Annotated in this window: 21 protein-coding genes; 8 read left to right on the top strand and 13 right to left on the bottom strand. The window is 69.2% G+C overall.

What is annotated here, in order from left to right:
- Window positions 1-815: 815 nt before the first annotated feature.
- On the bottom strand, window positions 816-1121 hold the full coding sequence (locus ACE3OU_RS06120) for an antitoxin Xre-like helix-turn-helix domain-containing protein (protein ID WP_374240659.1): 306 nt from the start codon (window positions 1119-1121) through the stop codon (window positions 816-818).
- Between the two features lie 275 nt (window positions 1122-1396).
- Window positions 1397-2188, bottom strand: coding sequence for an enoyl-ACP reductase FabI (gene fabI, locus ACE3OU_RS06125; protein ID WP_374240792.1), 792 nt, complete (start codon window positions 2186-2188; stop codon window positions 1397-1399).
- Window positions 2189-2367: 179 nt separating this feature from the next.
- Here fabI and ACE3OU_RS06130 point away from each other — a divergent pair, with 179 nt between their 5' ends.
- Window positions 2368-2802: a ProQ/FINO family protein gene (locus ACE3OU_RS06130; protein ID WP_374240660.1), complete on the top strand. Its 435-nt coding sequence runs from the start codon at window positions 2368-2370 to the stop codon at window positions 2800-2802.
- 43 nt (window positions 2803-2845) lie between these two features.
- On the opposite strand, the gene ACE3OU_RS06135 is transcribed toward ACE3OU_RS06130, so the two are convergent.
- Window positions 2846-3922, bottom strand: coding sequence for a DNA-binding protein (locus ACE3OU_RS06135; protein WP_374240661.1), 1077 nt, complete (start codon window positions 3920-3922; stop codon window positions 2846-2848).
- A 210-nt stretch (window positions 3923-4132) separates the two neighbouring features.
- Here ACE3OU_RS06135 and ACE3OU_RS06140 point away from each other — a divergent pair, with 210 nt between their 5' ends.
- A complete protein-coding gene (locus tag ACE3OU_RS06140; protein ID WP_374240662.1) occupies window positions 4133-5500 on the top strand; it encodes a tyrosine-type recombinase/integrase in 1368 nt (455 codons plus the stop codon).
- 91 nt (window positions 5501-5591) lie between these two features.
- On the opposite strand, the gene ACE3OU_RS06145 is transcribed toward ACE3OU_RS06140, so the two are convergent.
- From ACE3OU_RS06145 to ACE3OU_RS06165, 5 genes are all read right to left on the bottom strand, one after another.
- Window positions 5592-6269: a type 1 glutamine amidotransferase domain-containing protein gene (locus ACE3OU_RS06145; protein ID WP_374240663.1), complete on the bottom strand. Its 678-nt coding sequence runs from the start codon at window positions 6267-6269 to the stop codon at window positions 5592-5594.
- A gap of 47 nt (window positions 6270-6316) precedes the next feature.
- Window positions 6317-7414 carry an NADH:flavin oxidoreductase/NADH oxidase gene (locus ACE3OU_RS06150; protein ID WP_374240664.1) on the bottom strand — a complete coding sequence of 366 codons (1098 nt, stop codon included), beginning with the start codon at window positions 7412-7414 and terminating at the stop codon, window positions 6317-6319.
- A gap of 57 nt (window positions 7415-7471) precedes the next feature.
- Window positions 7472-8056 (bottom strand): TetR/AcrR family transcriptional regulator, encoded by a 585-nt coding sequence (locus ACE3OU_RS06155; protein WP_374240665.1) that lies wholly within the window; start codon window positions 8054-8056, stop codon window positions 7472-7474.
- Between the two features lie 419 nt (window positions 8057-8475).
- Complete coding sequence (locus ACE3OU_RS06160; protein ID WP_374240666.1) at window positions 8476-9789, bottom strand: hypothetical protein; 1314 nt, start codon at window positions 9787-9789, stop codon at window positions 8476-8478.
- 122 nt (window positions 9790-9911) lie between these two features.
- A complete protein-coding gene (locus ACE3OU_RS06165; RefSeq protein WP_374240667.1) occupies window positions 9912-10709 on the bottom strand; it encodes an MOSC domain-containing protein in 798 nt (265 codons plus the stop codon).
- 100 nt (window positions 10710-10809) lie between these two features.
- On the opposite strand from ACE3OU_RS06165, the gene ACE3OU_RS06170 reads away from it, so the two are divergent.
- The 5 genes from ACE3OU_RS06170 to ACE3OU_RS06190 all read left to right on the top strand — a co-directional run bounded on the left by ACE3OU_RS06170 (window position 10810) and on the right by ACE3OU_RS06190 (window position 17169).
- Window positions 10810-11055, top strand: a complete 246-nt coding sequence (locus tag ACE3OU_RS06170; RefSeq protein ID WP_374240668.1) for a hypothetical protein — start codon at window positions 10810-10812, stop codon at window positions 11053-11055.
- Window positions 11056-11079: 24 nt separating this feature from the next.
- Window positions 11080-11409, top strand: a complete 330-nt coding sequence (locus ACE3OU_RS06175; protein ID WP_374240669.1) for a hypothetical protein — start codon at window positions 11080-11082, stop codon at window positions 11407-11409.
- Complete coding sequence (locus ACE3OU_RS06180; RefSeq protein WP_374240670.1) at window positions 11406-13250, top strand: S8 family serine peptidase; 1845 nt, start codon at window positions 11406-11408, stop codon at window positions 13248-13250. Before ACE3OU_RS06175 ends, ACE3OU_RS06180 begins: the two co-directional genes overlap by 4 nt.
- Window positions 13251-13340: 90 nt before the next feature.
- Window positions 13341-16481 (top strand): error-prone DNA polymerase, encoded by a 3141-nt coding sequence (locus ACE3OU_RS06185; RefSeq protein ID WP_374240671.1) that lies wholly within the window; start codon window positions 13341-13343, stop codon window positions 16479-16481.
- 61 nt (window positions 16482-16542) lie between these two features.
- On the top strand, window positions 16543-17169 hold the full coding sequence (locus tag ACE3OU_RS06190) for a hypothetical protein (RefSeq protein WP_374240672.1): 627 nt from the start codon (window positions 16543-16545) through the stop codon (window positions 17167-17169).
- A 42-nt stretch (window positions 17170-17211) separates the two neighbouring features.
- Here the strand turns inward: ACE3OU_RS06190 and ACE3OU_RS06195 are convergent, their stop codons facing one another.
- From ACE3OU_RS06195 to ACE3OU_RS06205, 3 genes are all read right to left on the bottom strand, one after another.
- Window positions 17212-19398: an ABC transporter substrate-binding protein gene (locus ACE3OU_RS06195; RefSeq protein WP_374240673.1), complete on the bottom strand. Its 2187-nt coding sequence runs from the start codon at window positions 19396-19398 to the stop codon at window positions 17212-17214.
- Window positions 19399-19499: 101 nt separating this feature from the next.
- Window positions 19500-20543 (bottom strand): DNA-binding protein, encoded by a 1044-nt coding sequence (locus ACE3OU_RS06200; RefSeq protein WP_374240674.1) that lies wholly within the window; start codon window positions 20541-20543, stop codon window positions 19500-19502.
- 146 nt (window positions 20544-20689) lie between these two features.
- Entirely contained in the window at window positions 20690-21937 is a 1248-nt protein-coding gene (locus tag ACE3OU_RS06205) for a tyrosine-type recombinase/integrase (RefSeq protein WP_374240675.1), read from the bottom strand.
- Window positions 21938-22121: 184 nt separating this feature from the next.
- Here ACE3OU_RS06205 and ACE3OU_RS06210 point away from each other — a divergent pair, with 184 nt between their 5' ends.
- A complete protein-coding gene (locus ACE3OU_RS06210; RefSeq protein WP_374240676.1) occupies window positions 22122-22322 on the top strand; it encodes a hypothetical protein in 201 nt (66 codons plus the stop codon).
- A gap of 322 nt (window positions 22323-22644) precedes the next feature.
- On the opposite strand, the gene ACE3OU_RS06215 is transcribed toward ACE3OU_RS06210, so the two are convergent.
- Both ACE3OU_RS06215 and ACE3OU_RS06220 read right to left on the bottom strand, forming a co-directional pair.
- Window positions 22645-23325: an ankyrin repeat domain-containing protein gene (locus tag ACE3OU_RS06215; RefSeq protein ID WP_374240677.1), complete on the bottom strand. Its 681-nt coding sequence runs from the start codon at window positions 23323-23325 to the stop codon at window positions 22645-22647.
- A complete protein-coding gene (locus ACE3OU_RS06220) occupies window positions 23325-24095 on the bottom strand; it encodes a TatD family hydrolase (protein WP_374240678.1) in 771 nt (256 codons plus the stop codon). The genes ACE3OU_RS06215 and ACE3OU_RS06220 overlap by 1 nt, the downstream gene beginning before the upstream one ends.
- Window positions 24096-24112 lie beyond the last annotated feature (17 nt).

A 24112-nucleotide genomic window follows, 5' to 3' on the forward strand; every position in this document is an offset into this window, starting at 1 on the left:
CAATTTTTCAAAATATTGTTAAGCCTTTTCTGAGCATGGTATTTTTCATGGTATTACCAATTAGCAGGAAAATAAGCCATTGAATATAAAAGATAAAAATGTCTTGTTTACAATAGAGTGGGAGTGATTTGCGGTACGTCGCGTCCTTTCGGGCGCGATCCGAAACACAGCGAAAACCCCGGCACTGCCGGGGTTTTTCATTTGCGACGGGCGGCAGGTTGCGTGCAGTGGGTGTCGTGGGGCCCGCTCGGTTCGCTACGCCCTTGTTTTCATTTCATGCAATTAAGAGTCGGAAGCTCAACATTCGACACCTTCAAACCCGTTATCAGAAGGAGGGCGTAGAGCCGCCAGCGCAGATTACGTCTGCTCGCCGAGATGTGCAGCAGGTGGGTGTGGATTTGCAGAGACTGGAGCGCGCCAATCGTGATGCGGTCGAAATCCCTATGGAGGGGAGGCCGGGAGCCCCGCGCTGGGGACGCTCAGGACTACCGCTTCCCCGCTCTGCAGCCACGCCTGCTCAAGGGCTTGCAGGAGGTCACGGGCGGCGATGGTGCGCCAGTTGTCGGGCAATTGCTGCCCGCTCTCGGTGCGTGTCTCGGGCAGATCCGAAGGCTGGGCTGGAACCAGGACGTAGTGGGCGCGCAGTGGGTTGTCCTGTACCCGTCGGTTCCAGCAGGGCCAGGGATTGGGGTTCGGCGGTGTAAACCACGCCCCAGCCCTTCGGATTCCTGCGCCCGCCGTTAGAGCCGGGCACCTTCACCGCTGAAGGCGGTCCCGGCGACGCGGGCGATGGTGATCCGCGACACCCTTCCGCATCAGGCAAACACCCCTTGCTCGATACGCCCGAGGGTGTCCAACAGGGACGGCGGTGTAACACCGCCGAGGGACGCGTTGGGGCCCTGGAGCCACTTCAGGGCGCTATCGGCCTCCTCGAAGACCGTCTTCGCGCGCTCCACCACGCGGGCGAAGTGCAACAACTTGGCCGGCTCTTCGGGGGAGAGGGCTCCCTCGCGCTTGCGCCTCGTCAGGGTGCGCTCCGGAATGGCCAGTGCGTGGGCCCGATCACTCTGCGTGATGCGCGTGATGCGAACCACCGCATCGACGCAAGCCGCGCCTGACACACCAGGGGGATCCAGTCCATCTGGCGGTGCTCATGGGGCGCTCTCGCGGTGAGAAGCCATCTGGCAGCCAACATGGTCAAAAGTGGCCGGAAAGTCCAGCGGACCCGTATCGAGGGCGCTGATCTCCAGGCCCAGCCCCGGAGCGCCGTCATCACGGGGACGCCTCGACGGGCGCACCCGGCGTGCCGGAAAACGGCGGGCCCAGGTGCGGGGTTGCCGCTCGTTCCAACAAAAAAACTTTGTTTACAAGGGATTTTTTTGAGGCGGGGAGGGGCTCAGAAGGGCTCTGGGTTGCCGATTGCCGTGATGTTGAAGCCCGCATCCACGTACATGATCTCGCCGGTCACGCCGCTGGCGAGGTCGGAGCACAGGAAGGCCGCCGTGTTGCCCACTTCCTCGATGGTGACGTTGCGGCGGAGCGGGGCGTTGTGCTCGTTGAGGGCCAGCAGGCGGCCGAAGCTGCCGATGCCGGAGGCTGCGAGGGTCTTGATCGGGCCGGCCGAGATGGCGTTGACCCGGGTGCCTTCCGGCCCCACGCTGACCGCCGTATAGCGCACGGCGGCCTCCAGGCTGGCCTTGGCCAGCCCCATGAGGTTGTAGTTGGGCATGGTGCGATCGGCGCCGAGATAGGTCATCGTCAGCAGCGCGCCCTGGCAGCCCTTCATCAGGGGGCGGGCGGCCTTGGCGAGGGCCACGAAGCTGTAGGCGCTGATGTCCTGGGACACCCGGAAGGCCTCGCGGGAGGCGCCTTCGAGGAAATCGCCCTCGAGGGCTTCGCCGGGGGCGAAGGCGATGGAATGCACCAGGCCGTCGAGGCCGTCCCAGTGCTGGCCGAGCTTGGCAAACAGGGCGGTGATCTCGTCGTCGCTCTGCACATCACAGGGAAAGACCAGCGAGCTGCCGAACTCGGCGGCCATCTTGGTGACGCGCTCCTCGAAGCGATCGTTCTGATAGGTGAAGGCGAGCTCCGCGCCCTCGCGGTGCATCGCCTTGGCGACCCCATAAGAGATCGAGCGGTTGGACAGCAATCCGGTGATCAGGATGCGTTTGCCGGCGAGAAAGCCCATCAAGAAGTTCTCCGTTGAGATGAGCGCCTGATTATAGCGGATGGCCCGGAAATTGCGCCGTCCGCGGGCCGCGGGGCAGCCCAGGGTGACGCCTTTGGCATATTGTGACATCCATCTGACGACGAAGCCGCCCCACAGTGCTAACATCCGGGGCCTCGCAAGTTTCAGCCGACCGATAGATGGACACTACGACCCCCACCCCGACCGCCTCCACCGAGATCCGCAGCGCCAAGGAGATGCTCAAGGCCCTGCGCGCCGCCTTCCCGGTGTTTGCGGAATTCAAGCCGCTGGCCATCGGCATCGACAAGCAGGTGATGGCGGCCCGCCCCGAGTTCGCCAAGAAGCTGCTGCGGCCGGCGATGGGTTTCCATACCCGGTCGATTCCCTACCTCAAGGCCATGCAGGGCGCCTCGAACCGCTTCAACCTCGACGGCACGCCGTCCGACGCCGTAACGGACGAACAGCGCGACCACGCGGCCCAGCTGCTGCGCGAGCACTTCCGCGCCGGCGCCGAAAAGCGTCGCGCCGAGAAGGCCGCCGCCGAAGCCGCTGCGGCCGAGCAGGAGCGCGCCCGCAAGCTGGCCGCCCTGGCCGACAAGTTCGGCCGCAAATAAGTCCCTCCAGGCGCTCCGGGCGGACGACCCGGGCGCCGTTCGATCAGCTTTCGCCGTCGCCCTGCGGCCCCGTTGGTGCGGGTGCCGCCGGTGGAGCGGTCGAGGTGGCCTGCCGCAGCAGCGTGAGCAGGCGTTTTTCGGCCTCTTCCGCCCGTTTCGTTTCCCGTCCGAGCTGCTGCGCCAGCATCGCAAGCTGGGCCTCCCGGCTGCCGAGCTGGGCGGCGTCCGCCACCTGGCGGGTTTGCTGCCGTGCCACTTCTTCCTCCAGCCCGGCCGCCCGGCGGGTGAGTTTCTCCATTTCGCCTTCCAGCTGCTGACGGGCCGACGCCAGCGCCGCAGCGCGGGTTTCCAGCGCCTCGTTCTTCTGCCGCTGGCCGGCCAGCGCGCCCTCCAGCCTCACCAGCTTCTGCTTCAACTCTTCCACCACCACCACGTGATCCTGGCGTAGCTGGTCGGTCTGGCGCATCAGATGTTCCCGCTCGCCCGCGGCGCGTTCCTGTTCCAGGCGGATTTCGTCCAGCAGGCGCTGCCGTTCGGCCACTGCGGCGTCGGCCAGTTGCTGCACCTGCGCGGCGTGCTCGGCCCGCAGGGTGTCGAGCCGTGCGGCGGCCTCTGCCAGCCGGGCGGTCTGCTCGGCGCGCTGGGCGATGAGGTCGGCGATCATGGCCTGGCGGGCCTGATCGGCGGCGTGCAGGGATTTCAGCTCGGCCGTCAGGCGTTCGGTTTCGGCCTGTTCGCTGCGCAGGCGCGCGTGGGCGTCGGCGGTGCGCTGATCGGCGGCCTGTGTGGCAGCGGCGAGTTCCCGCTCGCGTTCTTCAAAGCGTTGGCGCTGGGTGTCGGCCGAGGCGTTGGCGGCTTCGGCGGAGAGGGCCAGCAGGGCGTCGAACAGGCTGCGGGCCTTGAGCTGCAGGGCCTCGGGCCATTCTCCGAACAGCGGGTCGCGCTCCAGCGCCTGGCTGAGGGCGTGGGCTTCCCGCCACTGGCGGATGTAGGCCGACACGATGCGCGTCGAGCCCTTGCCGAGGTGCTGATGCACCTTCAGGTAGGTCGGGCTTTGGCCAGTTGCGGCCAGGTGGTTGCAGACGGCCTCGACCATCTCGTAGGTGACGGCGCTCGCCATGGCGGTTCTTTCCTTGCTTTGTTTCCGGTTCTTGCCGGTTTGCGGGTGCTGCTGCAGCCCGGCTGAGTGGGTGTTCAGATCGTTTCATATATTGCGTTATTGCGCAATTTTATTGCGTATTTATTTTAATAGTGTCGAGTTTGTTTGTTATCGATACAATTAACCATCTCATCAAAACTGGCGCGCATGTCTGAAGAAAGCAGGGCTTCGATGAATCCGCTGACCCCCATCAACGCCACGGCAGACGATGTCAGGCCGGGATTGCTGCCGGTCCCGGCGCATCTGCAGGGCGTGCGGGGTGCCCAGCGGGCGGCGTTGTCCGCCAACGTGCTGGGCGCGGACAACGACCACGAGGCGATCGTCGTCTGGCTGAACACCCGGGCCAAGAACGGCCACACCCGCAAGGCTTACCTGCAGGAGCTGCGGCGCTTCATGGCCTTCATGCTGTATATCCGTGGCCGTCCGCTGTCGAGCGCCAGCGTGGGCGATCTGGAGGCCTTCCGGGTGTGGCTTGCGGTGCCTTACCTGCCGTCCGAGGGCTGGCCGGCGGGCTACATGCCCTTCAAGCTTGAGACCGCCTCCGCCAACGGGCAGGCGCCGCGTCTGCGCGGGCTCGCCATTGGCAGCCGCCGCCGGGCCGACACGACGATCCGCAGCTTCTTCCGCTTTCTGCACGAGGGCGGCTACCTGGCCGCCAACCCTTGCATGAAGCTGGGCCGGCTCACCGGCGAGGAGATCTCCCTCGACGAGCTGGAGAAGCGCCAGCTCAGCCCCGAAGCCTACGCGCGGCAACGCCGTCGGGAGGCCATCGCCCTGGACAACCAGGATGGCGGCAAGGCTTTTCCGGTTGGGCTTTGGCGCTGGCTGCGCGGCTTTCTGGATTCCGACGAAAACACCTGGCAGATTCCGGATTCACCGGTTGCCGAGCCGCCCGGGCCCGGCCCGGTGAAGCGCTGGCCGCAGGAGCGCCGGGAGCGGCTGCGCTGCATCCTGTTGTTCAGCTACGCGGCGGCCAGCCGCCGGGCGGAGCTGGCCGAGACGACGATGAACGCCATCGTCCGCAGCGGCCAGCGCTGGGTCTGGAAGGTGATCGGCAAGGGCCGGACGGCCAGCGACGGCCCCGACCGGGTCACCCTGGACGAGCAGGCCCTGGATGCGCTGCTCCGTTACCGCCTGGTCCGTGGCCTGCCGGCTTATCCGTCGCCGGGCGAAGGCGAAATCCCGCTGATCGTCAAGTTGACGCCCAAGCGCCTGCGCCGCGACCGGGCCCTGAAAACCGGCGCGGGCGTGACGCCGGGCTACCTCAACACCGAGCTGCAGCGTTTCTTCAATTACGCCGCGCCCTTTGCCGAGCGTCACGACCCCGACTGGGGGCCCGTCCTGCGCCAGGCCGCGTCCCACTGGCTGCGGCACACCCGGGGCAGCCACTTCGCGCTGGGTCGGGTGTCGCTGGCGATGACCGCCGAACATCTCCGCCACAAGGACCCGCGCACGACCAGCAAGTACTACGTGCACCTGGACGACGAAGCCCGCGGCGAGGCCATAGACTCGATCTCCCGGCTGTTTGACGAGTCCTGAGCGCCCCCAGGGCCGGGCTCCGTGCCCAGGGCAAGGAAACGTGCGGCGCCCCGGCGTTCCCTTGAGCGCCGCGCAGCCGGGAGGTGGCAACTCAGCCCAGCAGGGCGAGCAGGGCCCGGGCGGTGGCTTCGGACGAGGCCGGGTTCTGCCCGGTCACCAGGCGGCCGTCGGTGACCACGTGCTCCTGCCAGTCGGCGGCGCGGGTGTAGTCGGCGCCGTTGGCCTTGAGCATGTCCTCGACCAGGAAGGGCACCACGTTGGTGAGCTCGACGGCGGCTTCCTCGGTGTTGGAGAAGCCGGTGACCCGACGCCCGCTGACCAGCGGCCGGCCGTCCTGGCCGCGCACGTGGCGGAAGACCGCCGGGGCGTGGCACACCGCCGACACCGGCTTGCCGGCCGCCGCGAGGGCCTCGATCAGGGCGCGGGAGGCCGCATCTTCGGCCAGATCCCACAGCGGGCCGTGGCCGCCCGGGTAGAAGACGGCGTCGAAGTCGTCGGCGCGCACGGCGTCCAGGCGCAGGGTGGCAGCCAGCTGGGCCTGGGCTGCGGCGTCGGCGCGGAAGCGGCGGGTGGCGTCGGTCTGGAAGCCGGGGTCATCGCTCTTCGGGTCGAGGGGCGGCTGGCCGCCGAGGGGCGAGGCCAGCGTGATGTCGGCGCCGGCGTCCTTGAAAACGTAGTAAGGCGCCGCGAATTCCTCCAGCCAGAAGCCGGTCTTGTGGCCAGTGTCGCCGAGGCGGTAGTGGGAGGTCAGAACCATCAGGATCTTCATTGGAGTTCCTTTGCGTGGGGATGTGAGTTTTCAGTGAGCGCCGGAGTTCAGCGCACGGCGTAGCGTTCGAGCCAGTGGGCGTAGGGCGCGGGCAGCACCCAGGAGGCGCGATTCACCTCCAGCGTGCGGGCCGCGTGGTAAGTCCAGTGGGGGTTGGCGAGGTGGGCGCGGCCGACCATCACCAGGTCGAGCTGGCCCTTGGCCACGGTCTGCTCGGCCAGCTGCGGGGTGTCGATGCCCCAGGCCGACGCGACCGGAATCCCGGCTTCGCGGCGCACCCGCTCGGCGATCGGTGCCAGGAAGGCCGGCGCCCAGGGAATCGTCGCGCTCGGCGTCGAGAAGCCGACGCTGACGCTCAGCAGGTCGAGGCCCGTTTGCTTGAACTTACGGGTGAGTTCGATGGAGTCGGCCAGGGTTTCCGCGTCGTGGCCGTCGAATTCGAGCACGCCGAAGCGGGCGGTGAGCGGCAGATGCTCGGGCCACACTTCGCGCACGGCGGTCAGTGTTTCCAGCAGGAAGCGGCTGCGCCCGGCCACGTCGCCGCCGTATTCGTCGGTGCGCTGGTTGGCGTGGCGTGAATAGAAGCTCTGGCCCAGGTAGCCGTGGGCGAAGTGCAGCTCCAGCCACTCGAAGCCGGCGTCGCGGGCCCGGCGGGCGGCGGCGACGAAGTCGGCGCGCACCCGGGCGATGTCGTCCCGCGTCATCTCGCGCGGCACCTTGGGCAGATGGGCGCCGAAGGCCAGCGGCGAGGGCGACAGGGTCGGCCAGCCGCGCGGGTCGGTGTCGGCGATGTGGTCGTCGCCTTCCCACGGGCGGTTGGCGCTGGCCTTGCGGCCGGCGTGGCCGATCTGGATGCCCGGCACCGCGCCGGCGGCCTTGATGGCCGCGGCCATCGGCGCCAGCGCCTCGGCCTGGGTGTCGTTCCACAGGCCCAGGCAGCCCGGTGTGATGCGCCCCTCGGGGGAGACCGCGGTGGCCTCGACGATGACGAGGCCGGCGCCGCCGCGGGCGAGGCTGGCCAGATGGACGCGGTGCCAGTCGTTGGCGAGGCCGTCGGTGGCCATGTACTGGCACATCGGCGGGACGGCGATGCGGTTGCGCAGGGTGACGTCCTTCAGCGTGAAGGGCTGGAACAGGGCAGACATGGGGCAGGTCTCCGTAAAATTAGACTGGTCGTCTAGAGTCAATCGAAAAAACGGCCGTCAGGCCGACAGCAGCGTGAGGCTGCTTTCCCAGGCCTGGGCCAGGGGGCTGTCGTCACGGCTGAGCTTGGCGAGCAGGCTGGCGCCCAGCCAAAGCTGGTAGAGGGTGCGGGCCGTGGCCAGGGGTTCAAGGGCCGGCAGGGAGCCATCGACCGCGCCATCGGCGATGCAGCGGGCCAGGCGGTCGATGATGCGCGTGGTGCCGTCCCGCAGGGTCAGGCGCATGGCTTCGGAGAGGTCGGCCACTTCGGCGCCAAGCTTGACCACCAGGCATTTGGCGTCGTCGCTGGCGCCGGACTGGCTGTGCTGCCATTGCCGCAGGTAGGCCAGCAGGCGTTCCCGCGCGCTGAGGCCCGGCGTTGCGAAAAGCCGGTCGATCTGGCCGAGGTAGCCGTCGAAATACGCCTCGAGCACCGCCTGGCCGAACAGCTCCTTGGACTTGAAGTAATGGTAGAACGAACCCTTGGGCACTTCGGCGGCCTGCAACAGCTCGTTGAGCCCGACGCTGGAAAACCCCTTGCACGCGACGATGCGCTGGCCGGTTTCGAGGATGTGCTGGCGAGTGTCGGCGTGACGGGTGTTCATGGATGCAAGCGTAAAGTCAATTAGACCAGTCGTCTAGTGTGTAAGGCGAAAAATTCAAAGCTGGTGTGGCGGGGCAGCGTTCGACCATGCCTTTTAATTCGAAGCTGGTGTGGCGGGGCAGCGTTCGACCGTACCTTTTGTTTCTGAAAATAGAAAATTTCAGAACACCTTAAAATGGGAGGGGGAGCCCCTCTGGCCGTGTTCTGGGCCGCCGGAGCCCGGTTTGCCTGGTCTGGTGCCGGTTTGATGCATTTCCGGTTTGATGCATTTCCGCCTGGAGCACCCGTCGCCACGGACTCCGCGGCGCTCGGGCTGCGCGTGCCGTGGCCGGTGGCGCGCAGTGCGTGGATTTCGCGCCGGTTCCGTTGGCTGCGCGCCTGCGCCGGACGACGGCGATGCGCCGTCCGGCGGTCGAGCCGTCAGGCGTGAAGCTGGTTGAGCTGCTGGGCGATGATGTCGTGGTTGAGCCACAGCACCGGGCCCGTGGGCGCCGACGATTCGCGCAGGATCAGCGGCCCGGTGGCCTCGAGCACCAGGGTGCTGAGCAGATCGGTGATCAGGGCCTTGCGGTCCTTGTGCATCTCGGCGATGGCGTCCGAGGTGCCGATGGTCAGGTCGGCCTGGGCCGGGTTGTTGGGCATCGGCCAGGCGGCAAAATCGCGGAAGCCCTGCATCACGTCGCTGGCGTGGAAGTCGGCGACCTTCTGCAACACGTCCTCGAGGCTGTGGCCGTCGGCCAGCAGATCGCGGCAGGCCTGCCACTGGGCGTCGGCCCAGGCGCCGCCGCCTTCCTTCTTGAGGGCATGGAGCAGCGAGATCAGCGGCAGCTCGACGCCGGCGAAGACGTCGGTGGAGTTGGTGCGGATCTCCGGGCAGTTGTACACCGTGGCCTTGACGCCCTGAGCCCAGGCGTCCCGGGCGATGCGCTCGAGGCGCATCTTGGCGTAGCCCTGGGTGTAGTTGGTGTAGGTCTGCCACTGGTAGGTGCCGCCCTGCAGGATCTCGGTGCCGTGGTAGCCGTAGGCCGAATAGCGCACCTGGCCGCCGGCGGCCTCGATGCGGGCGCGGATCGCCGCGCTGCCTTCGATGAGGTACTGGAAGCTGTTAGCCGACACTTCGTCGAAGTTCTGCAGGATCAGCTTGCCCAGGTCGCTGTCGAGCAGGGTCTGGGACGACATGAAGCGGTCGCCGCGGCCCTTGTAGATGCGGTTGGCGATCACCATGAAGACCTTGGCCTTGGGGATGCCGCCGGCCATGGTGTGGGCGAAGAACACATTGCGGCCCTCGCCGATCAGGCCGTCGAGTTGGGCCATCACCTGGGCCACGCCGTCCTTGAAGCGCTGGATGCCGACCTGGCGGCACTTTTCGATGTGGTCCCAGTCGAGCTTGTCGGTCTCCCAGGTTTTGAGCGTGAGCTTGCCGAGCAGATCGGTGGGCGTGGGCTCGCCGGCCGGAGCGTCGAGGTCGAAGCCGGCCATCAGCGGCACGTTGATGATTCTGCCGCCCAGGTTGGCTTCGGCGGCGGCCAGCTCTTCGGCGTCGAGGGGGCGCAGTGCGTTGTTTTCGTCGCGGCGGCCGACCGTGATGCCGACGATCTCCATGCCGGCCTTCCGCGCTTCATTGACCAGGCCGCTGGCGTAGCCGCGCCCGAAGAGTTCGCCGAACAGCACGAACACGTCGCCCTTGCGGAAGATGTTGGTTTGCGGAAGTTGTTTCAGGGAGGTGATAGTCATGAGCGTGTCTGGCCAGGGTTGAACGGAAAACCAGCCGCGATTCTATCCAGTTCGGCCCGCCGCGCCCAAATCGTGCTGCGCGTGCCGCGGGGTGAACCGCCCTGCCCTGGCCCTCGCCCGCTTCATTCGAGCACTTCGACGGGCATCCCCAGCACCAGCTCGGTCGAACCCTCGGCGATCACGTTCTGGCCAAACAGCACGCCCTCCGGGGTCTTGCGGAACTTTGCCAGGGTGCGCAGGGGCTCCTGGTCGAGGGCCTTGCGGCCGCTGTCGGGGTCGACGGTGGTGAACACGCAGCGCTCGCAGGGCTTGGCGAGGCGGAAGGTGGTGCCGCCGATGCGGATGCGCTTCCAGCCGTCCTCGGCAAAGGGCGCGGCGCCGGCGACCACCAGATTGGGGCGGAAGCGCGCCATGCTGAGCGGCCGGCCAAGGCGGGCCGACAACTCGTCCAGCGAGGCCTGGCCGATCAGCAGCAGCGGAAAGCCGTCGGCAAAGGTGAGCGGGACGTCGGGGGCGGTTTTCACCCGGCGGGCGGTGTCCGCGCCGATCCACATGAAGCGCAGGCGGGTGCCCAGGTAGGCCGAGATCCAGGCGTCGGCCGCGGTGGCGCCGCGCCAGGCCGGAAACTCGCTGCCCCAGACGATCGTGGGACAGGGCTCGGTGAAGGCGTCGTCGGGGACGAACAGGTCGTCACGCCCGGGCGCGTTCAGGGTGACGCCGCCGGGGCCTGGCTTCGCCGTCACGAGCACCAGCTCGGGGTGGGTGCGGCCGGTCACGAAGCGGCCATTTTCGTCCGCCACCATCCAGGTGCGGTCGTAGGGCAGCCCGGCCGGGCCCACGGGGCTGGCGGCAAGGGATTCGCCGCGCATGGACTTGACCGGATAACGGTAGAGGGCGGACAGGACGGGAGTGGCGGACATGGGGGCCTCGCAGGTCGAACTCGATGGGGTGGGCAGCTGGGAAAGGGATTATCCTTCCACCCTTGAACACCGGGCAAACGCCCACGAACCTGGAACGACCATGAATTACGAACAACACCTGGACGAAGTCACCACCCTCATCTACGAACGCTTCGGCCTCAGCGAAGACGCCGCGGTGAAGCTGGTGATGCGCGCCCAGGCCGACGGCTATTTCAGCGGCCACGACGACGACCCCTCGATCTGCACCCAGCTCCGCGCCGAACAGGACGCCAAGCGTGTCTTCAAGCTGTATGCCAAGCCGCCCGCACCGGCCGCCAAGCCGGCCCGCCGGGGCCCGCCGCGCTGATGCGCTGATGTGCCGGAGGGGTGCGTGAGACGGCTCGGCCGCCTGCTGTTCCTCGTCACGGGCCTGGCGGGCTTGCAGGCCTGCGCCGCGCCGCCGGCAACCGAGCCGGTGACGCTCCGGGTCATCATCGGTTTCACCGGGCCCGTGGACGGCGCCGCGCCGGCCACCCTGGCCCGCCTCGCCGCGCTGAGTGGCGCCGAGGTCGACTTTGTATCGTCCCTGTCGCCCCGCAGCCACGCCTACCGCCTGCGCTGCCCGCCGGACGACCCCGCCTGCGGCCGCGCGCTGGCTGCCCTCAAGGCGGCCCCTTCGATCGACTCCCTGAGCTCCGACACCATCAAGGACTTGCGATGACCCTCCGCCATGCCCTGTGTGCCGCCCTCCTCGGCGCCGGCACCCTGCTCGCCTCCCCTGCCCCCGCCGCCGACCTGGAAGCCCGGGTGATCGTCAAACTCAAGGCCGCTTCGCCCCTCAAGCAGGCCCAGGCGGCCAGCCGGGTGCAGAGCCTCGGCGCCCGCCTGGGGGTCAGCGCCAGGCTGCTCGGCCAGCCGGCGCCCGACCTGCAGGTGATGCAGGCCTCCGGCATCAGCTCGGATGCCCTCGCCGCCCGCCTCGCCCGGCAGGCCGACGTGGAATACGCGGTGCCCGACCGCATCAAGACCATCCGCGCGCTGCCCAACGACCCGCTCTTCGGCAGCCAGTGGTATCTGCAGGCGCCTGGCGCCACCCGGCCCGCGGCGATCGACGCCGTCGGCGCCTGGAGCCTCGGCGGCGGCAGCGCCAGCGTGGTGGTCGCCGTGGTGGACACCGGCGTGCGCTTCGACCACGAAGACCTGGCCGCGTCGCTGCTCCCGGGCTACGACTTCATCGCGGACGCCCTCAACTCCGGCGACGGCGACGGCAGCCGCGACGCCGACGCCTCCGATCCGGGCGACTACCTCTCCGCTGCCGATCTGGCCAACGCCGACCTGCGCAGCATGTGCGGCACATCGACGACCCGCAGCAGCTCCTGGCACGGCACCCAGGTGGCCGGCATCGTGGCGGCCCAGGCCAACAATGGCCTCGGCATCGCCGGTGCCGGCGGTGCCACCCGCGTGCTGCCGGTGCGCGTGCTCGGCAAGTGCGGCGGCTACGACTCGGACATCATCGCCGGCATGCGCTGGGCGGCCGGGCTCGCGGTGCCCGGGGTGCCCGCCAACCCGAACCCGGCCAAGGTCATCAACCTGAGCCTGGCCGGTGGCAACGGCTGCAGCAGCGCCTACGCCAGCGCGATTGCCGAAGTCCGCCAGGCTGGCGCCCTGATCGTGGCCGCCGCCGGCAACGAGACGAGCCCGGTCGAAGAGCCCGCCAGTTGCGCCGGGGTGCTGGCCGTCGCCGGCATCCGCCACGCGGGTACCAAGGTCGGCTATTCGAGCTACGGCCCGGAGGTCGGCATCAGCGCACCGGCGGGCAACTGCATCAATATCCTGCAGGGTGAGCCCTGCCTGTTCCCCTTCGTGAATGCCATCAACCTCGGCACCACCACGCCGGCGGCCAACGGCTACACGGGCATCTACGACGTCACCAGGGGCACCAGCTTCTCGGTGCCCCTGGTGGCCGGCACCGCCGCGCTGATGATCGCTGCCAACCCCGCCCTGGGCGAGGCGGAGGTCGCCAACCGCATCAAGCGCACGGCCCGCGTCTTCCCCGGCGACAGCAGTTTGCCGACCTGCCCCGAGACCACCAGCGATGGCCAGTGCAACTGCACCACCACCAGCTGCGGTGCCGGAATGCTCAACGCCGCCGCTGCGGTGGCCGCAGCGATCGACGCGGGGGCGCAGAATCCGTCGGTCGTCATCAGCGTGCCCGCCTCGCCCCGGGCCGGCAGCGCCTTCACCCTCGGTTCCGAACAAAGCCAGGCGGCCCCTGGCGCGGCCCTGAGCACCTGGGCGTGGTCCCAGTTGAGCGGCCCCGCCGGCATCCTGGGATCCAACACGCCCAGCACCACTTTCACGGCGCCGGTGGCTGGCACCTACATCCTGCGGCTCACGGTGACGGACGACGCCGGCCGCACCGGCGTGCAGGATGTCTCCATCGAGGTCGCGGCGGCGCCCAGCGGCTCGGGCGGCGGTGGTGGCGGTGCCAGCGACCCCGTCAGCCTGCTCGCCCTCTTCGCGCTGGCTGGGCTGGCAGCCCGCTGTCGCAGGGAGCGTTGATGCGCAACGCTGAACCGGAGGCAGGCTCCTGCCTCCCCGACGTGGCAAGCCGGCCTTGATCTGGGGGCTGTTTATTTATACAGTAAACGGATGCCCGATGGTGCTCCACCCGCCTTTGCCGAACTCTACTGCCGCTCCTGCTTCAGCTTCCTCACCGGCGCCTCGCACCCGGAAGAGCTGCTGAGCCAGGCGGCCAGCCTCGGCTACAGCGCGCTGGCGATCACCGACGAATGCTCGCTGGCAGGCATGGTGCGGGCCTACGCGGCCTGGCAACGGCAGCCGGAGGTGATCCAGCTCATCGTTGGCACCCGCCTGCAGCTGGCCGACGGGCCCCGGCTGGTCCTGCTGGCCACCGACCGCGCCGCCTACGGACGCCTCTCCAGCCTGATCACCCGCGGCCGCCGGTCCGCCGAAAAGGGTCGCTACCACCTCACCCGCGCCGACCTCAACGCCGGCCTGCCCGGTTGCCTGGCCCTGCTGCTGCCCCCCGACGATGCGGGCGACGACCCGCAGCAGCTGGCCCGCGACGCCCACTGGCTGGCCCGGCGCTTCCCCGGTGCTGCCTGGCTGGCCGCCCAGCGCCTGCTCGGCCCCGACGACGACGCCCGCAATGTCTGGATTGCCGATGCCGCCGCCAGTGCGGGCCTGCCGGTGGTTGCCACTGGCGCACCCCTGATGCACGACGCCTCCCGCCGCCGCCTCGCCGACGTGCTCACCGCCCTGCGGCACCGGGTCAGCCTCGACGAAGCCGGCACCCTGCTCGCCGCCAACGCCGAGCAGCGCCTCCAGCCCCGCGCCGTGCTGGCCCGCCGCCATCCGCCCGCCTGGCTGGCCGAGAGCCTGGCCATCGCCGCCCGTTGTCACTTCTCGCCCGGCGAGCTGCGCTACGAATACCCCGAAGAGATCGTCCCGCCCGGCCTCACCCCCAGCGCCCACCTGCGCGCCCTGGTCGGCCAGGGCCTGCGCCGGCGCTACCCGCCGGGGGGCGACGGCGGCGGGCGCATTCCGCCCGAGGTTCGCGAGCAGGCCCTCAAGGAGCTCGCGCTGATCGCCGAGCTGCGCTACGAAGCCTTCTTCCTCACGGTTGAAGACATCGTGCGCTTCGCCCGCAGCCGCGGCATCCTGTGCCAGGGGCGCGGCTCCGCGGCCAACTCGGTGGTGTGCTACGCGCTGGGGATCACCGAGGTCGAGCCGGGCCAGGCCAGCCTGCTCTTCGAGCGCTTCATCTCCCGGGAGCGGAACGAGCCGCCCGACATCGACGTCGATTTCGAGCACGACCGCCGCGAGGAGGTGATCCAGTACATCTACGCCAAGTACGGCCGCGACCGGGCCGCGCTGGCCGCCACCGTCATCCGCTACCGCCCGCGCAGCGCCCTGCGCGACGTGGGCCGGGCGCTCGGCTTCGACCCCGGCCAGCTCGAGCACATCAGCCGCCGGCTGGCCTGGTGGGACGGCGGCCAGGTGTCCCCCGAGCGGGTGCGGGAAGCCGGCCTCGACCCGGCCAGCCCGCGGGTGCGGATGCTCCTCGAACTCGCCAACCAGCTGGTCGGCTTTCCCCGCCACCTGTCCCAGCACGTGGGCGGCTTCATCATCTCCCGCGGGCCGCTGGCCGAGCTGGTGCCCGTCGAGAACGCGGCAATGGCCGACCGCACCGTCATCCAGTGGGACAAGGACGACCTCGAAACCCTCGGCCTGCTCAAGGTGGACGTGCTGGCCCTGGGCATGCTGTCGGCGATCCGCCGCAGCCTGGCCCTGGTGGCGCAGCGGCGCGGGCAGCCCTTCACGCTGGCCGACATCCCCCGCGAGCGCCCGGAGGTTTACGACATGCTCTGCCGGGCCGACGCGATGGGCGTGTTCCAGGTCGAATCCCGCGCCCAGCTGAGCATGCTGCCGCGGCTCAAGCCCCGCTGCTACTACGACCTGGTGGTGGAGGTGGCCATCGTGCGGCCCGGGCCGATCCAGGGCGGCATGGTCCATCCCTACCTGCAGGCCCGGGAGCGCATCGCCCGCCACGAGCCCATCCCCTACCCCCGGCCCGAGATCGAGCCGGTGCTGCGGCGCACCCACGGCGTGCCGATCTTCCAGGAGCAGGTGATGCAGCTGGCCATGGTGGCCGCCGGCTTCACGCCCGGCGAAGCCGACCAGCTGCGCCGCAGCATGGGCGCCTGGAGCCGCAAGGGCGACCTCCAGCGCTACCAGCAGAAGCTGATGGACGGCATGCTGGCCCGTGGCTACGCCCGCGAGTTTGCCGCGGCCCTCTGCCAGCAGATCCAGGGCTTCGGCAGCTACGGCTTTCCGGAGTCCCACGCGGCCAGCTTCGCACTGCTGGTGTATGTGTCGGCCTGGCTCAAGTGCTTCGAGCCGGCGGCCTTCCTGTGCGGCCTGCTCAACAGCCAGCCGATGGGCTTCTACGGCCCGTCCCAGCTGATCCAGGACGCCCGCCGCCACGGGGTTGAGGTGCGGCCGGCCGATGCCGCGGCCAGCGACTGGGAATGCACCCTCGAGCCCGGCCCCGACGGCCATCCGCCGGCCGCTCGCCTCGGCCTGTGCCTCGTCCGGGGCTTCAACGCCACCGCCGCCGGGCGTATCGGCCAGGCCCGTCGCGACGGCCCCTTCGAGTCGGTGGACGACCTCACCCGCCGCGCCGCCCTCTCCAGCGTCGAGCTGCGCACCCTCGCCGCGGCCGGCGCGCTGGCCAGCCTGGCCGGGCACCGGCGCCAGGCCCTGTGGGCCGCCGCCGGCAGCCAGGCGCCGCCCGGTGTCCTCCACGACGCGCCGGTCGTCGACCCGCCACCCCTCTTGCCCGCGCCCGCCGAAACCCACGACCTCGTCGCCGATTACGCCCGCCTGGGCTTCAGCCTCGGTCGTCATCCGCTGGCCTTTCTGCGCGCGCGGCTGGGGGCCGAACGCTTCTTGCCGGCCGCCGAGATCGCCGCCGCGCCCGACCGCAAGCTGGCCCGGGCGGCCGGCATCGTCACCTGCCGGCAGCGCCCCGGCACCGCAAGGGGTACGATGTTCGTCACCCTCGAAGACGAGACCGGCTGGGTGAATGTGGTGGTGCGGCCGGAGCTCCTCGAGGCCGAGCGGCGCATCCTGCTCGGCGCCCGCCTGCTGGGCGTGTATGGGCAGGTCACCCGCCAGGGCAGCGTGGTGCATCTGCACGCCAAGCGGGTCGTCGACCGCAGCCCCCTGCTCGGGGCGCTGGCCACCCACAGCCGGGATTTCCACTGACGGCGGGAATCCCGGGCCGCTCCGGGCGTCCAACCGAACAACCCGTCCAAGGAGCACTCCGATGAGACATCGCCTGGCCCTGCTGCTGCTTGCCACCCTCTTCGTGCTCGCCGGCTGCGGCGGCATGACGACCATCAAGACGAGCTGGCGCGACGGCGGCGACACGGCCGGCGCCCCGCGCAGGCTCGCCGTCTTCGTGGCGGTGAGCGACGAAAACCTGCGCAAGATGGCCGAAAACCGGGTCGTCCAGAGCCTGCAGCCGGCCCTCCCGGCCCAGGCGGCCCATCAGCTGGGGCTCGCGCCGCAGCTTGAGCAGGCCGAGGTGCGCGGCCGTCTCGTCGAGGCGGGCTTCGACGCCGTGCTGATGGCCCGCCTGGTGTCCGTGGACAAGACCCAGCGCCTGCTGCCGGCCCAGGACCCCCTGTTGTATCAACCGCTGTTCTGGGGTCGCCACCCCTACTTCTACCCCTTCAGCCCCCTTTACCCCTCCTACGCGACCAAGCCCCAGGTGGTCGAAGACACCCGGGTCATCGTCGAAACCCTGCTCTACCGCCTGCCCGAGGGCAGGCCGGTGTGGACCGCGGTGAGCGAATCCTTCAACCCCGCCTCGTCGAGCGAGGTGGTCGAAGACCTGATCCGGGTCATCGGCAGGCGCCTGCGCAGCGAGGGCCTGCTGCCCGGGCCGTGAAGCCGGGCCCCGGCGCGAACGGTGCGGCCCGGCGGGCAGGGTTCAGGCGCCGTCGGCCCCGGCCTGCTCCCGGCGCCGGTAGTGCGTCACCGCCGGCGCCACGATGAGGGCGCCGAGCAGGCCGACCACGAGCAGCGGCCACAGGATCGGCCGGTTCCATTCGGCGCGCAGCCGCTCCCGCGCGGCCACGTCGATGCGCTGGTACTTGAGGGTGTTGCGGACGATCTTGCCTGGCTTGCGGTTGTACAGCCAGCCGTGCTGCAGCGTGTAGGCCTTCTCGTAGAACCCCCACACCCATGGCGCGTCGTGCTGCAGGATCGCCAGCATGCGGGTGATGATGGCCTGCCGCGCGGGGCCGTCGGGCATCGCCTTCATGCGCTCGAAGAGCCGGTCGTATTCAGCGTTCTCGTAGTTGGCGGCGTTCTCGCCCTGGCTCTTCACCTTGCCCTGGGCGCCGTAGAGCAGGAACAGGAAGTTCTCGGGATCGGGGTAGTCGGCGTTCCAGCCCCAGTAGAAGAGCTGGGCATTGCCCTTGCGGATCTTGTCCTGGAAGCGGTTGTAGTCGGTGGCCCGCACCACCAGCTGCACGTCGAGCTTGCGGAACTGCTTGGCGAGCCAATCCACCGTCGATTTGTCGCCCATGCCCGAGCCCGTGGTGTCGAGGTACACCACCAGCGGTTCGCCGCTCTTCGCGTCGCGCCCGCCCGGGTAGCCCGCCTCGGCCAGCAGGCGGCGGGCTTCGTCCACCGACTTGCGCTGGGGCTTGCCGTCCACCCAGTCGTACACAAACGGGTTGATCCCCGCCTGCCCGGCCTGGTAGCCGGCAATGCCCGGCGGGATCGGGTGCATCGCCGGCACGCCGCGGCCGTTCTGGAACACCGAGATGAACTCCTCCTGGTCGATGGCGATCGAGATCGCCTGCCGCAGCTTGCGTGCCCGTTCGCTGCTGCCGCCGACCACCGGGTCGAGCATGTTGAAGCCCATGTACATCACCGTCGGCGCCACCGAGGTGTTGAGGCGGATGCCCTTGTCGGCCATCTCGTCGCTGAGGCTCACGTCGCCCTGCCCGCCCATCTGCACGGCTTGGTCAAAGTTGTCGGACGACACGCCGGAGGCGTCGTAGTAGCCCTGCAGAAACTTGTTCCAGGCCGGGATGCTTTCCTTCTCGCGGCTGAACACCACCTTGTCGATGAAGGGGATGGGCTTGCCGCAGTCGGCCAGCAGCCCGGCCCCGGAGTCGTCGGGCTCGCCCTCGCAGGGGTAGCTCTCGCCCCGGAAGTTGGGGTTGCGGGCCAGCACCATGCGGGCGTTGGGGTTGTTCTCGACCAGCATGTAGGGGCCGGTGCCGATGGGCCACCAGTCGAGGGTCAGGTTGCGCTCGGCCATGCCCGGCTGGGCGAAGAAGCGCTCGGCCTCGACGGGCATCGGCGCAAAGAAGGGCATCGCCAGCCAGTAGGGAAACTGCGGGTAGGTGCCCTTGATGTGCACCCGGTAGGTGTAGCGGTCGACGAGCTCGACGCCCGCCATCGGGTAGTTGCGCAGATCGATCCAGCCGCCGCCCTCGCCCTTGGCGCCGCGGGCCTTCTCGTCGGCCACCAGGCGGGCGTGGAGATCCTTGAGCCCGACGATGTAGTCGCCCATAAGTTCCAGCACCGGCGAGTGCAGGCGCGGGTGGGCGAGGCGCTTGATCTGGTAGATGTAGTCCTCGGCGGTGAGCTCGCGGGTACCGGTTTGGGGGAAGTCGGCGAGGCTGCGCTTGGTGGCGACCACCTCGGGCGGCAGGTCGAGGTAGAGCGGCTTGCCGGCCGCGTCCACCGCGAAGGCCGGGTGGGGCTGGTAGCGGATGCCGGGCTGGATGCGGATCTCGTATTCGCTGCGGGCGATGCTGGCCGGGTCGGCACCGGCGGGCAGCAGCCTGCCGGCGGCGTCGAACTGGCGCAGCGTGGGCATCTGGGCCGCGGCGGCCACCTGGAGCTGGAAGGGGCGTTTCAGGTAGTGGTACTGGAGCGGCGGCTCGTAGATCTGGTACAGGAAGGTCGCCTCGTCCTCGCTGTAGGACTGCACCGGGTCGAGGTGCTTGGGGCGCTGGCTGAAGGCGGTGTACAGGATGTTGCCGCCCCGCTCGGCCGCCGGATAGGGGTCGTTCCAGACCTGGCCGCAGCCGCTCAGCAGGGCCGCGGCCAGCACGGCGGCGAGCCGCCGGATCGGGGAAGAAGTGATTGCGCGCATGGCGCCCAGTCTACCGGATAGGCTCCGCCGGTGAAGGCGTTCGGGGCGCGAGTTTGGCGTGGGAGTGCGGAGCCGGACGCGGCCGGTCCCGTCCGGCAAGCTCAGGCGCTCTGCTTGCGGCGGGCCGCCAGTTCGGCCTGCATCTCGGCCACCAGGGCCTCGGCGCGCTGGGCGCGGGCGGTTTCGACGAGGCGGAGCTCTTCGACGGCGCGGGCGCGGGCCTCGGCGGCGGCCACCGCCGACTCCTTGCCGTGGGCGGCATCGCTGGCGATCTTGAGCTGGGCCTGCAGGCGCTCGATGCGGCCCTCGGCCGCGGCGAGGGAGGTTTCGATCTGGCGGGCCTTGGAGACGGCCTCCCGCAGTGCGGCGCGGGCCTCCTCGGTCTGCTCGCGCTGGCGGGCCTCCCTTTCTTCCCGGTTGGCGACCTGCTGGCGCAGGGCGAGCATCTCGGCGACCTTGTCCTGGCGGGCCTGCTCGATCTGCTTGAGCAGGGCCTCGCGCTCGCCGGCGCTGCGCTCCTGTTCTTCCTTGAGGGCCGTGGTGTAGCGCTCCCGGTCGTTCTGCAGCAGGCGGGTCAGGCGTTCGGTTTCGGCGGCGAACTTCTGGTCGCGTCCTTCGGCGGCTTCTTCCAGCAGCTTGACGCGGACCTCGAGGGCCTCCCGCTGGCGCTGGCTGTCCTGCAGCTGGCCGCGCAGCTCGGCGATCGTGGCGTCCCGCTCCTGGATGAGCTGTTCGCGGCCGGCGATCTGCTGGGCCGCCCCGTTGGCCGCGGCTTCGAGTTGCTGGATGCGGTCGTGGGCGGCCTGCAGCTGCACATTCACCGCCTCCCGTTCGGCCTCGAGGGCCTGGCGCTGGCTGGCCAGCACCTGGTCGGCCTGCTGCAGCGAAAGGGACCACACGTTGGCCATGAAGGCGTCGGCGGCCGACACCAGCTCGTCGGGCATGCCCGGAATGCTGCGCTGACGGAAGTAGGCGGCTCCGGTCTCCCGGCGCCACTGGTCGATGTAGCGCTGCACGACCTCGCTCGAGCCCTTGTTGCCGAGCTCGGAATAGACGAGGTTGAAGGAGGGGTTCTCGCCCTGGGAGAGCAACTGGAAACAGATCTGCTCGACAGCCTCGAAATTGACACTGCTGCTACGCGCCACGGACATCTCCCCGCCTCGGAAAAAATGCAAAAAACTGATACGAGGCATACCTTAGCATACGTATCCGGCCGGATAGCGTAATAGTCATGACGAAAGGTGAATTCGACACACTTTGACCCAACGCGCCGGGCGAGGTTCAGGCGGGTTCAGTCTTCCCGCTTCTCGCCGACCCAACGCAGGCGCTGTTTCTGTGCCTCGTCGTGCCAGCGCTCTTCCTCTTCGTGGATGTAGCGCTGGGTCGTGCGCGCGTCGGTGTGGCGGGCGTCCTTCTGCACGAAGCGTTCGTCGATCCCGCTGTCGAGCTTGGCGGTGATGCCCGTGTGGCGGCCCCAGTGGGCCGAGGCGGCGCGCAGCTTCTCCTTCTTGTGCTCGGCTTCCGGCGGCAGCAGGTCGGCCGCGGCCGCGAAGATCTTCTTGAGGATCTGGTTGAGGCGCCGGGCGGTGATCGGGCTGCCGTCCTTTACCGACACCAGCAGCGGTGTGGTGTCGTCCCGTCGCGGCACGGCGGAGAGGCCCAGGTGCTTGCGGTAGCGGATCAGGGCCTGCAGCATGTCGTCCGCCACCGGCACCTTGGCCTTCTTGCCACCCTTCCCCACCACGTGCCACCACCACAGGCCGCGCTCCTCGCGGAAGCTGTTCATGCGGTGGCTCTCGAGTTCGCCGGCCCGGGGCGCCAGCATGTAGAGGGTGGCCGCGATGAAGCGGGCCCGCTCGTATTCGTCGCGCCCGCGCTCCGCGTCCCGGGGCATGGCCTCGATGGCCGCCGTGACGGCCTGCCACATCTGCTCGTCGAGAAAGCGCTCGATCTTCTCCACCTCCTCGGTGCTGACCACCGCCCGCGGGCCACCGCCCGCGTCGGCGGACATCTTGCGGCGGCGCTGGCGGATCAGGCCCAGCGGGTTGCCCAGCAGATAGCCGGCGTCCACCAGGTAGCGCATCAGGGAGTTGATCGCGGCCATCGCGGTGAGCACGGCGCTCTCGCTGAGCGGGCCGACGAAGGGCCGCCACTTTTCGGACACCCGTTCGGTCTTCGGCCCACACCACAGGGCGGCCGGCTGCGGGTCGGCGAGAAAGTTGAGGTAGGCCTCGAAATCCTGCCGGTTGAGGCTGGACAAAGGCTTGCCCCGCTCGACCAGCGACCACAGCAACAGCCGCTCGCACTCCCGCTGGTAGATGCGCAGCGTGCCGGGCGAGCGGTCGTACTCCACGAGAAAGCAACGGATGGCCTCGGCGTCGCTGGCCGCGCTGATCTGCAGGCGGGCCGGATCGGCGCGGTTGTCGCCGGTGCGCCCGTCGAGCTCGGGAGGGATCGCGAGTTCGTCGAGGGGGCGCAGCGGAATGGCGGGGGCTGGGGAAGATTCGGCCTGGGGCCGGGCAGAGAAATTCGCGTCCATGGCCCCGAGTTTACCTCGCTGTAAAACCATGCGGAGGGCTGACCTCAGGGCTTGAACTTGCGATAGCTCGAATGCTGTATATAATTACACTATCGAGTGCACATGCACCGCAAGGGTCCTGAGCCGTGCAAGCCACTGGCTGGGTAGCCCTGTGGAGTCCCAATTCCCTTCCAAGGAGTCGATGATGGAAACCTTGATTTGCCGGATCCTGATGGTGAGCGGCGTGTTCGCCGGTGTCCTGCTGGCGGGCGGGAGCAGCGGTGCCCTGGTGCCCGCGATCCTGGCCGTGGTGTGTGCCGCGCTGTTGCGCCGCGTTGCACCGGCGCTGCCCTGGCGTTTCAGCCGCAGCCGTTGTCGAAGTACCCCGCTCGCCGGCTGGCGTTGAGCGCCGGCAGGCGGGCCTGCCGCCACGCTGCGGCCCGGCGCCGCCCTCCGCGATCCGCCGGGGGCATGGGTTCGGAGACGCGCAGGCGGCGGGTGGGCGTTCTGCCAGGGGCCGTCTCCCCGTCTTTTTGGGGGGCAGAAAACGCACGTGGGCGAGTGTCGATGCGAGCCTTGGGCGCTGGGCTGCCACCGCGGCGTTTTCGGCCCCAGGGTTCTGCAGCCCCGCGAGCCAAAAAACACCGGCACGTGGACGAAGCCAGGTGCCGGCGTGATCCGCCGCGCAGGCTGCGGGCGGTAGGTGTGGAGCGGGAAGCCCCCGTGTGTTACTTGCCCCGGGCTGCGCGGGCCTTGCGTTCGGCGCCGATCAGCTCGGCGATGTCGGTGTTGCGGTGCTTCAGCGCCCAGCTTTCGGCGGTCTCGCCCTGGTCGTTTTTAAGGTCGAGCCTGGCACCGGCCTTGAGCAGCCGGGTGACGACCTCCTCGTGGCCGTTGCGGGCGGCGAACATCAGCGCCGAGCTCTGGTTGGGCGCCAGCGCATCGGGGTTGGCGCCCTTGGCCAGCAGCAGGTCAACGATCGCGCTGCGGCCCTCGAAGGCGGCGTAGAGCAAGGGGTTCCAGCCGCCGTGGTCGAAAGGGGCCCTGGCGCTGACCAGTTGTTCGGCGACGCCGGTGTAGCCGCGCAGCGAGGCCAGCATCAGCGCGCTGTCGCCGGCCGCGTTGCGGGCGTCGAGCTTCACGCCGCGGGTCTTGAGGAGTTCAGCCACCACCGCGGGCTGGTCTTCGCGGGCCGCCAGGATCAGCAGGGTGTTGCCGCCGGCGTCGGTCGAGTTCGGATCCATGCCCTTGGCCACCAGCTGGGCTACTTCGCGGGCGTCGCCCAGCTTGGCGGCATTCAGCAGGTCGTCGAGGGACGCGGCCGATACCGGCAGGGCGAGTTGCATGCAGACGAGCAGCGCCGCGAGCCTGGCCGGCCGGGGGGAGAAGATGCGGAAACTGGGTTTCATCACGGTCTGGCGTCCTTGAAGAGTTGGAAAAAATTGCGGGTGGTAACTTCGGCCACCGCTTCCAGGGTTTCGCCGCGGGCTGCCGCCACGGCTTCGGCCACGTGGCGCACGTAGGCCGGCTGGTTGGTCTTGCCGCGGAAAGGCACTGGTGCGAGGTAAGGCGCGTCGGTCTCGACGAGCAGGCGGTCGGCCGGCACGTAGCGGGCCACGTCCCGCAGGGATTCGGCGTTCTTGAAGCTGACGATTCCCGAGAACGAGATGTAGAAGCCGAGGTCGAGGGCGCCCTTGGCCACCTCGAGGGTCTCGGTGAAGCAGTGCATGACGCCTCCTGCTTCGCCGGCGCCTTCCTCGTGCATCAGCCGGAGGGTGTCGGCCGCCGAGTCGCGGGTGTGGATGATCAGCGGTTTGGCGCAGCGGCGGGCTGCGCGGATGTGGGTGCGGAAGCGGTCACGCTGCCACTCGGGCGCATCCTTGTGCCAGTAGTAGTCGAGGCCGGTCTCGCCGATGGCGACCACCTTGGGGTGGGCGGCGAGCGCGAGCAGGCGGGCTTCGTCGGGCTCTTCGCAGTCGGCGTTGTCGGGGTGCACGCCCACCGAGGCGAACACGTTGGGGTGGCGCTCGGCCACGCCGATCACCCCGGGGAGGGTCTCAAGCTTTACCGCCACGCACAGGGCGTGGGTGACGCCGTTGTCGGCCATGCGGGCCAGCATGGCGGTTTCGTCTTGGATGAGGTCGGGGAAATCCAGGTGGCAGTGGGAATCTACAAGCATGAAGAACTTTGAAAGGG

It is taken from the genome of Zoogloea sp., assembly GCF_041908905.1.
GTDB lineage: Bacteria > Pseudomonadota > Gammaproteobacteria > Burkholderiales > Rhodocyclaceae > Zoogloea.

Excerpts from the sequence above, each read along its gene's own strand:
- ACE3OU_RS06160 (WP_374240666.1), bottom strand. The coding sequence starts at position 9,789 with ATGACTATCACCTCCCTGAAACAACTTCCGCAAACCAACATCTTCCGC.
- ACE3OU_RS06165 (WP_374240667.1), bottom strand. The coding sequence starts at position 10,709 with ATGTCCGCCACTCCCGTCCTGTCCGCCCTCTACCGTTATCCGGTCAAG.
- ACE3OU_RS06205 (WP_374240675.1), bottom strand. The coding sequence starts at position 21,937 with ATGGACGCGAATTTCTCTGCCCGGCCCCAGGCCGAATCTTCCCCAGCC.
- ACE3OU_RS06220 (WP_374240678.1), bottom strand. The coding sequence starts at position 24,095 with ATGCTTGTAGATTCCCACTGCCACCTGGATTTCCCCGACCTCATCCAA.
- ACE3OU_RS06180 (WP_374240670.1), top strand. The coding sequence starts at position 11,406 with ATGACCCTCCGCCATGCCCTGTGTGCCGCCCTCCTCGGCGCCGGCACC.
- ACE3OU_RS06150 (WP_374240664.1), bottom strand. The coding sequence starts at position 7,414 with ATGTCTGCCCTGTTCCAGCCCTTCACGCTGAAGGACGTCACCCTGCGC.
- fabI (WP_374240792.1), bottom strand. The coding sequence starts at position 2,188 with ATGGGCTTTCTCGCCGGCAAACGCATCCTGATCACCGGATTGCTGTCC.
- ACE3OU_RS06215 (WP_374240677.1), bottom strand. The coding sequence starts at position 23,325 with ATGAAACCCAGTTTCCGCATCTTCTCCCCCCGGCCGGCCAGGCTCGCG.
- ACE3OU_RS06135 (WP_374240661.1), bottom strand. The coding sequence starts at position 3,922 with ATGGCGAGCGCCGTCACCTACGAGATGGTCGAGGCCGTCTGCAACCAC.
- ACE3OU_RS06130 (WP_374240660.1), top strand. The coding sequence starts at position 2,368 with ATGGACACTACGACCCCCACCCCGACCGCCTCCACCGAGATCCGCAGC.
- ACE3OU_RS06140 (WP_374240662.1), top strand. The coding sequence starts at position 4,133 with ATGAATCCGCTGACCCCCATCAACGCCACGGCAGACGATGTCAGGCCG.
- ACE3OU_RS06195 (WP_374240673.1), bottom strand. The coding sequence starts at position 19,398 with ATGCGCGCAATCACTTCTTCCCCGATCCGGCGGCTCGCCGCCGTGCTG.
- ACE3OU_RS06155 (WP_374240665.1), bottom strand. The coding sequence starts at position 8,056 with ATGAACACCCGTCACGCCGACACTCGCCAGCACATCCTCGAAACCGGC.
- ACE3OU_RS06170 (WP_374240668.1), top strand. The coding sequence starts at position 10,810 with ATGAATTACGAACAACACCTGGACGAAGTCACCACCCTCATCTACGAA.
- ACE3OU_RS06145 (WP_374240663.1), bottom strand. The coding sequence starts at position 6,269 with ATGAAGATCCTGATGGTTCTGACCTCCCACTACCGCCTCGGCGACACT.
- ACE3OU_RS06210 (WP_374240676.1), top strand. The coding sequence starts at position 22,122 with ATGGAAACCTTGATTTGCCGGATCCTGATGGTGAGCGGCGTGTTCGCC.
- ACE3OU_RS06185 (WP_374240671.1), top strand. The coding sequence starts at position 13,341 with ATGCCCGATGGTGCTCCACCCGCCTTTGCCGAACTCTACTGCCGCTCC.
- ACE3OU_RS06190 (WP_374240672.1), top strand. The coding sequence starts at position 16,543 with ATGAGACATCGCCTGGCCCTGCTGCTGCTTGCCACCCTCTTCGTGCTC.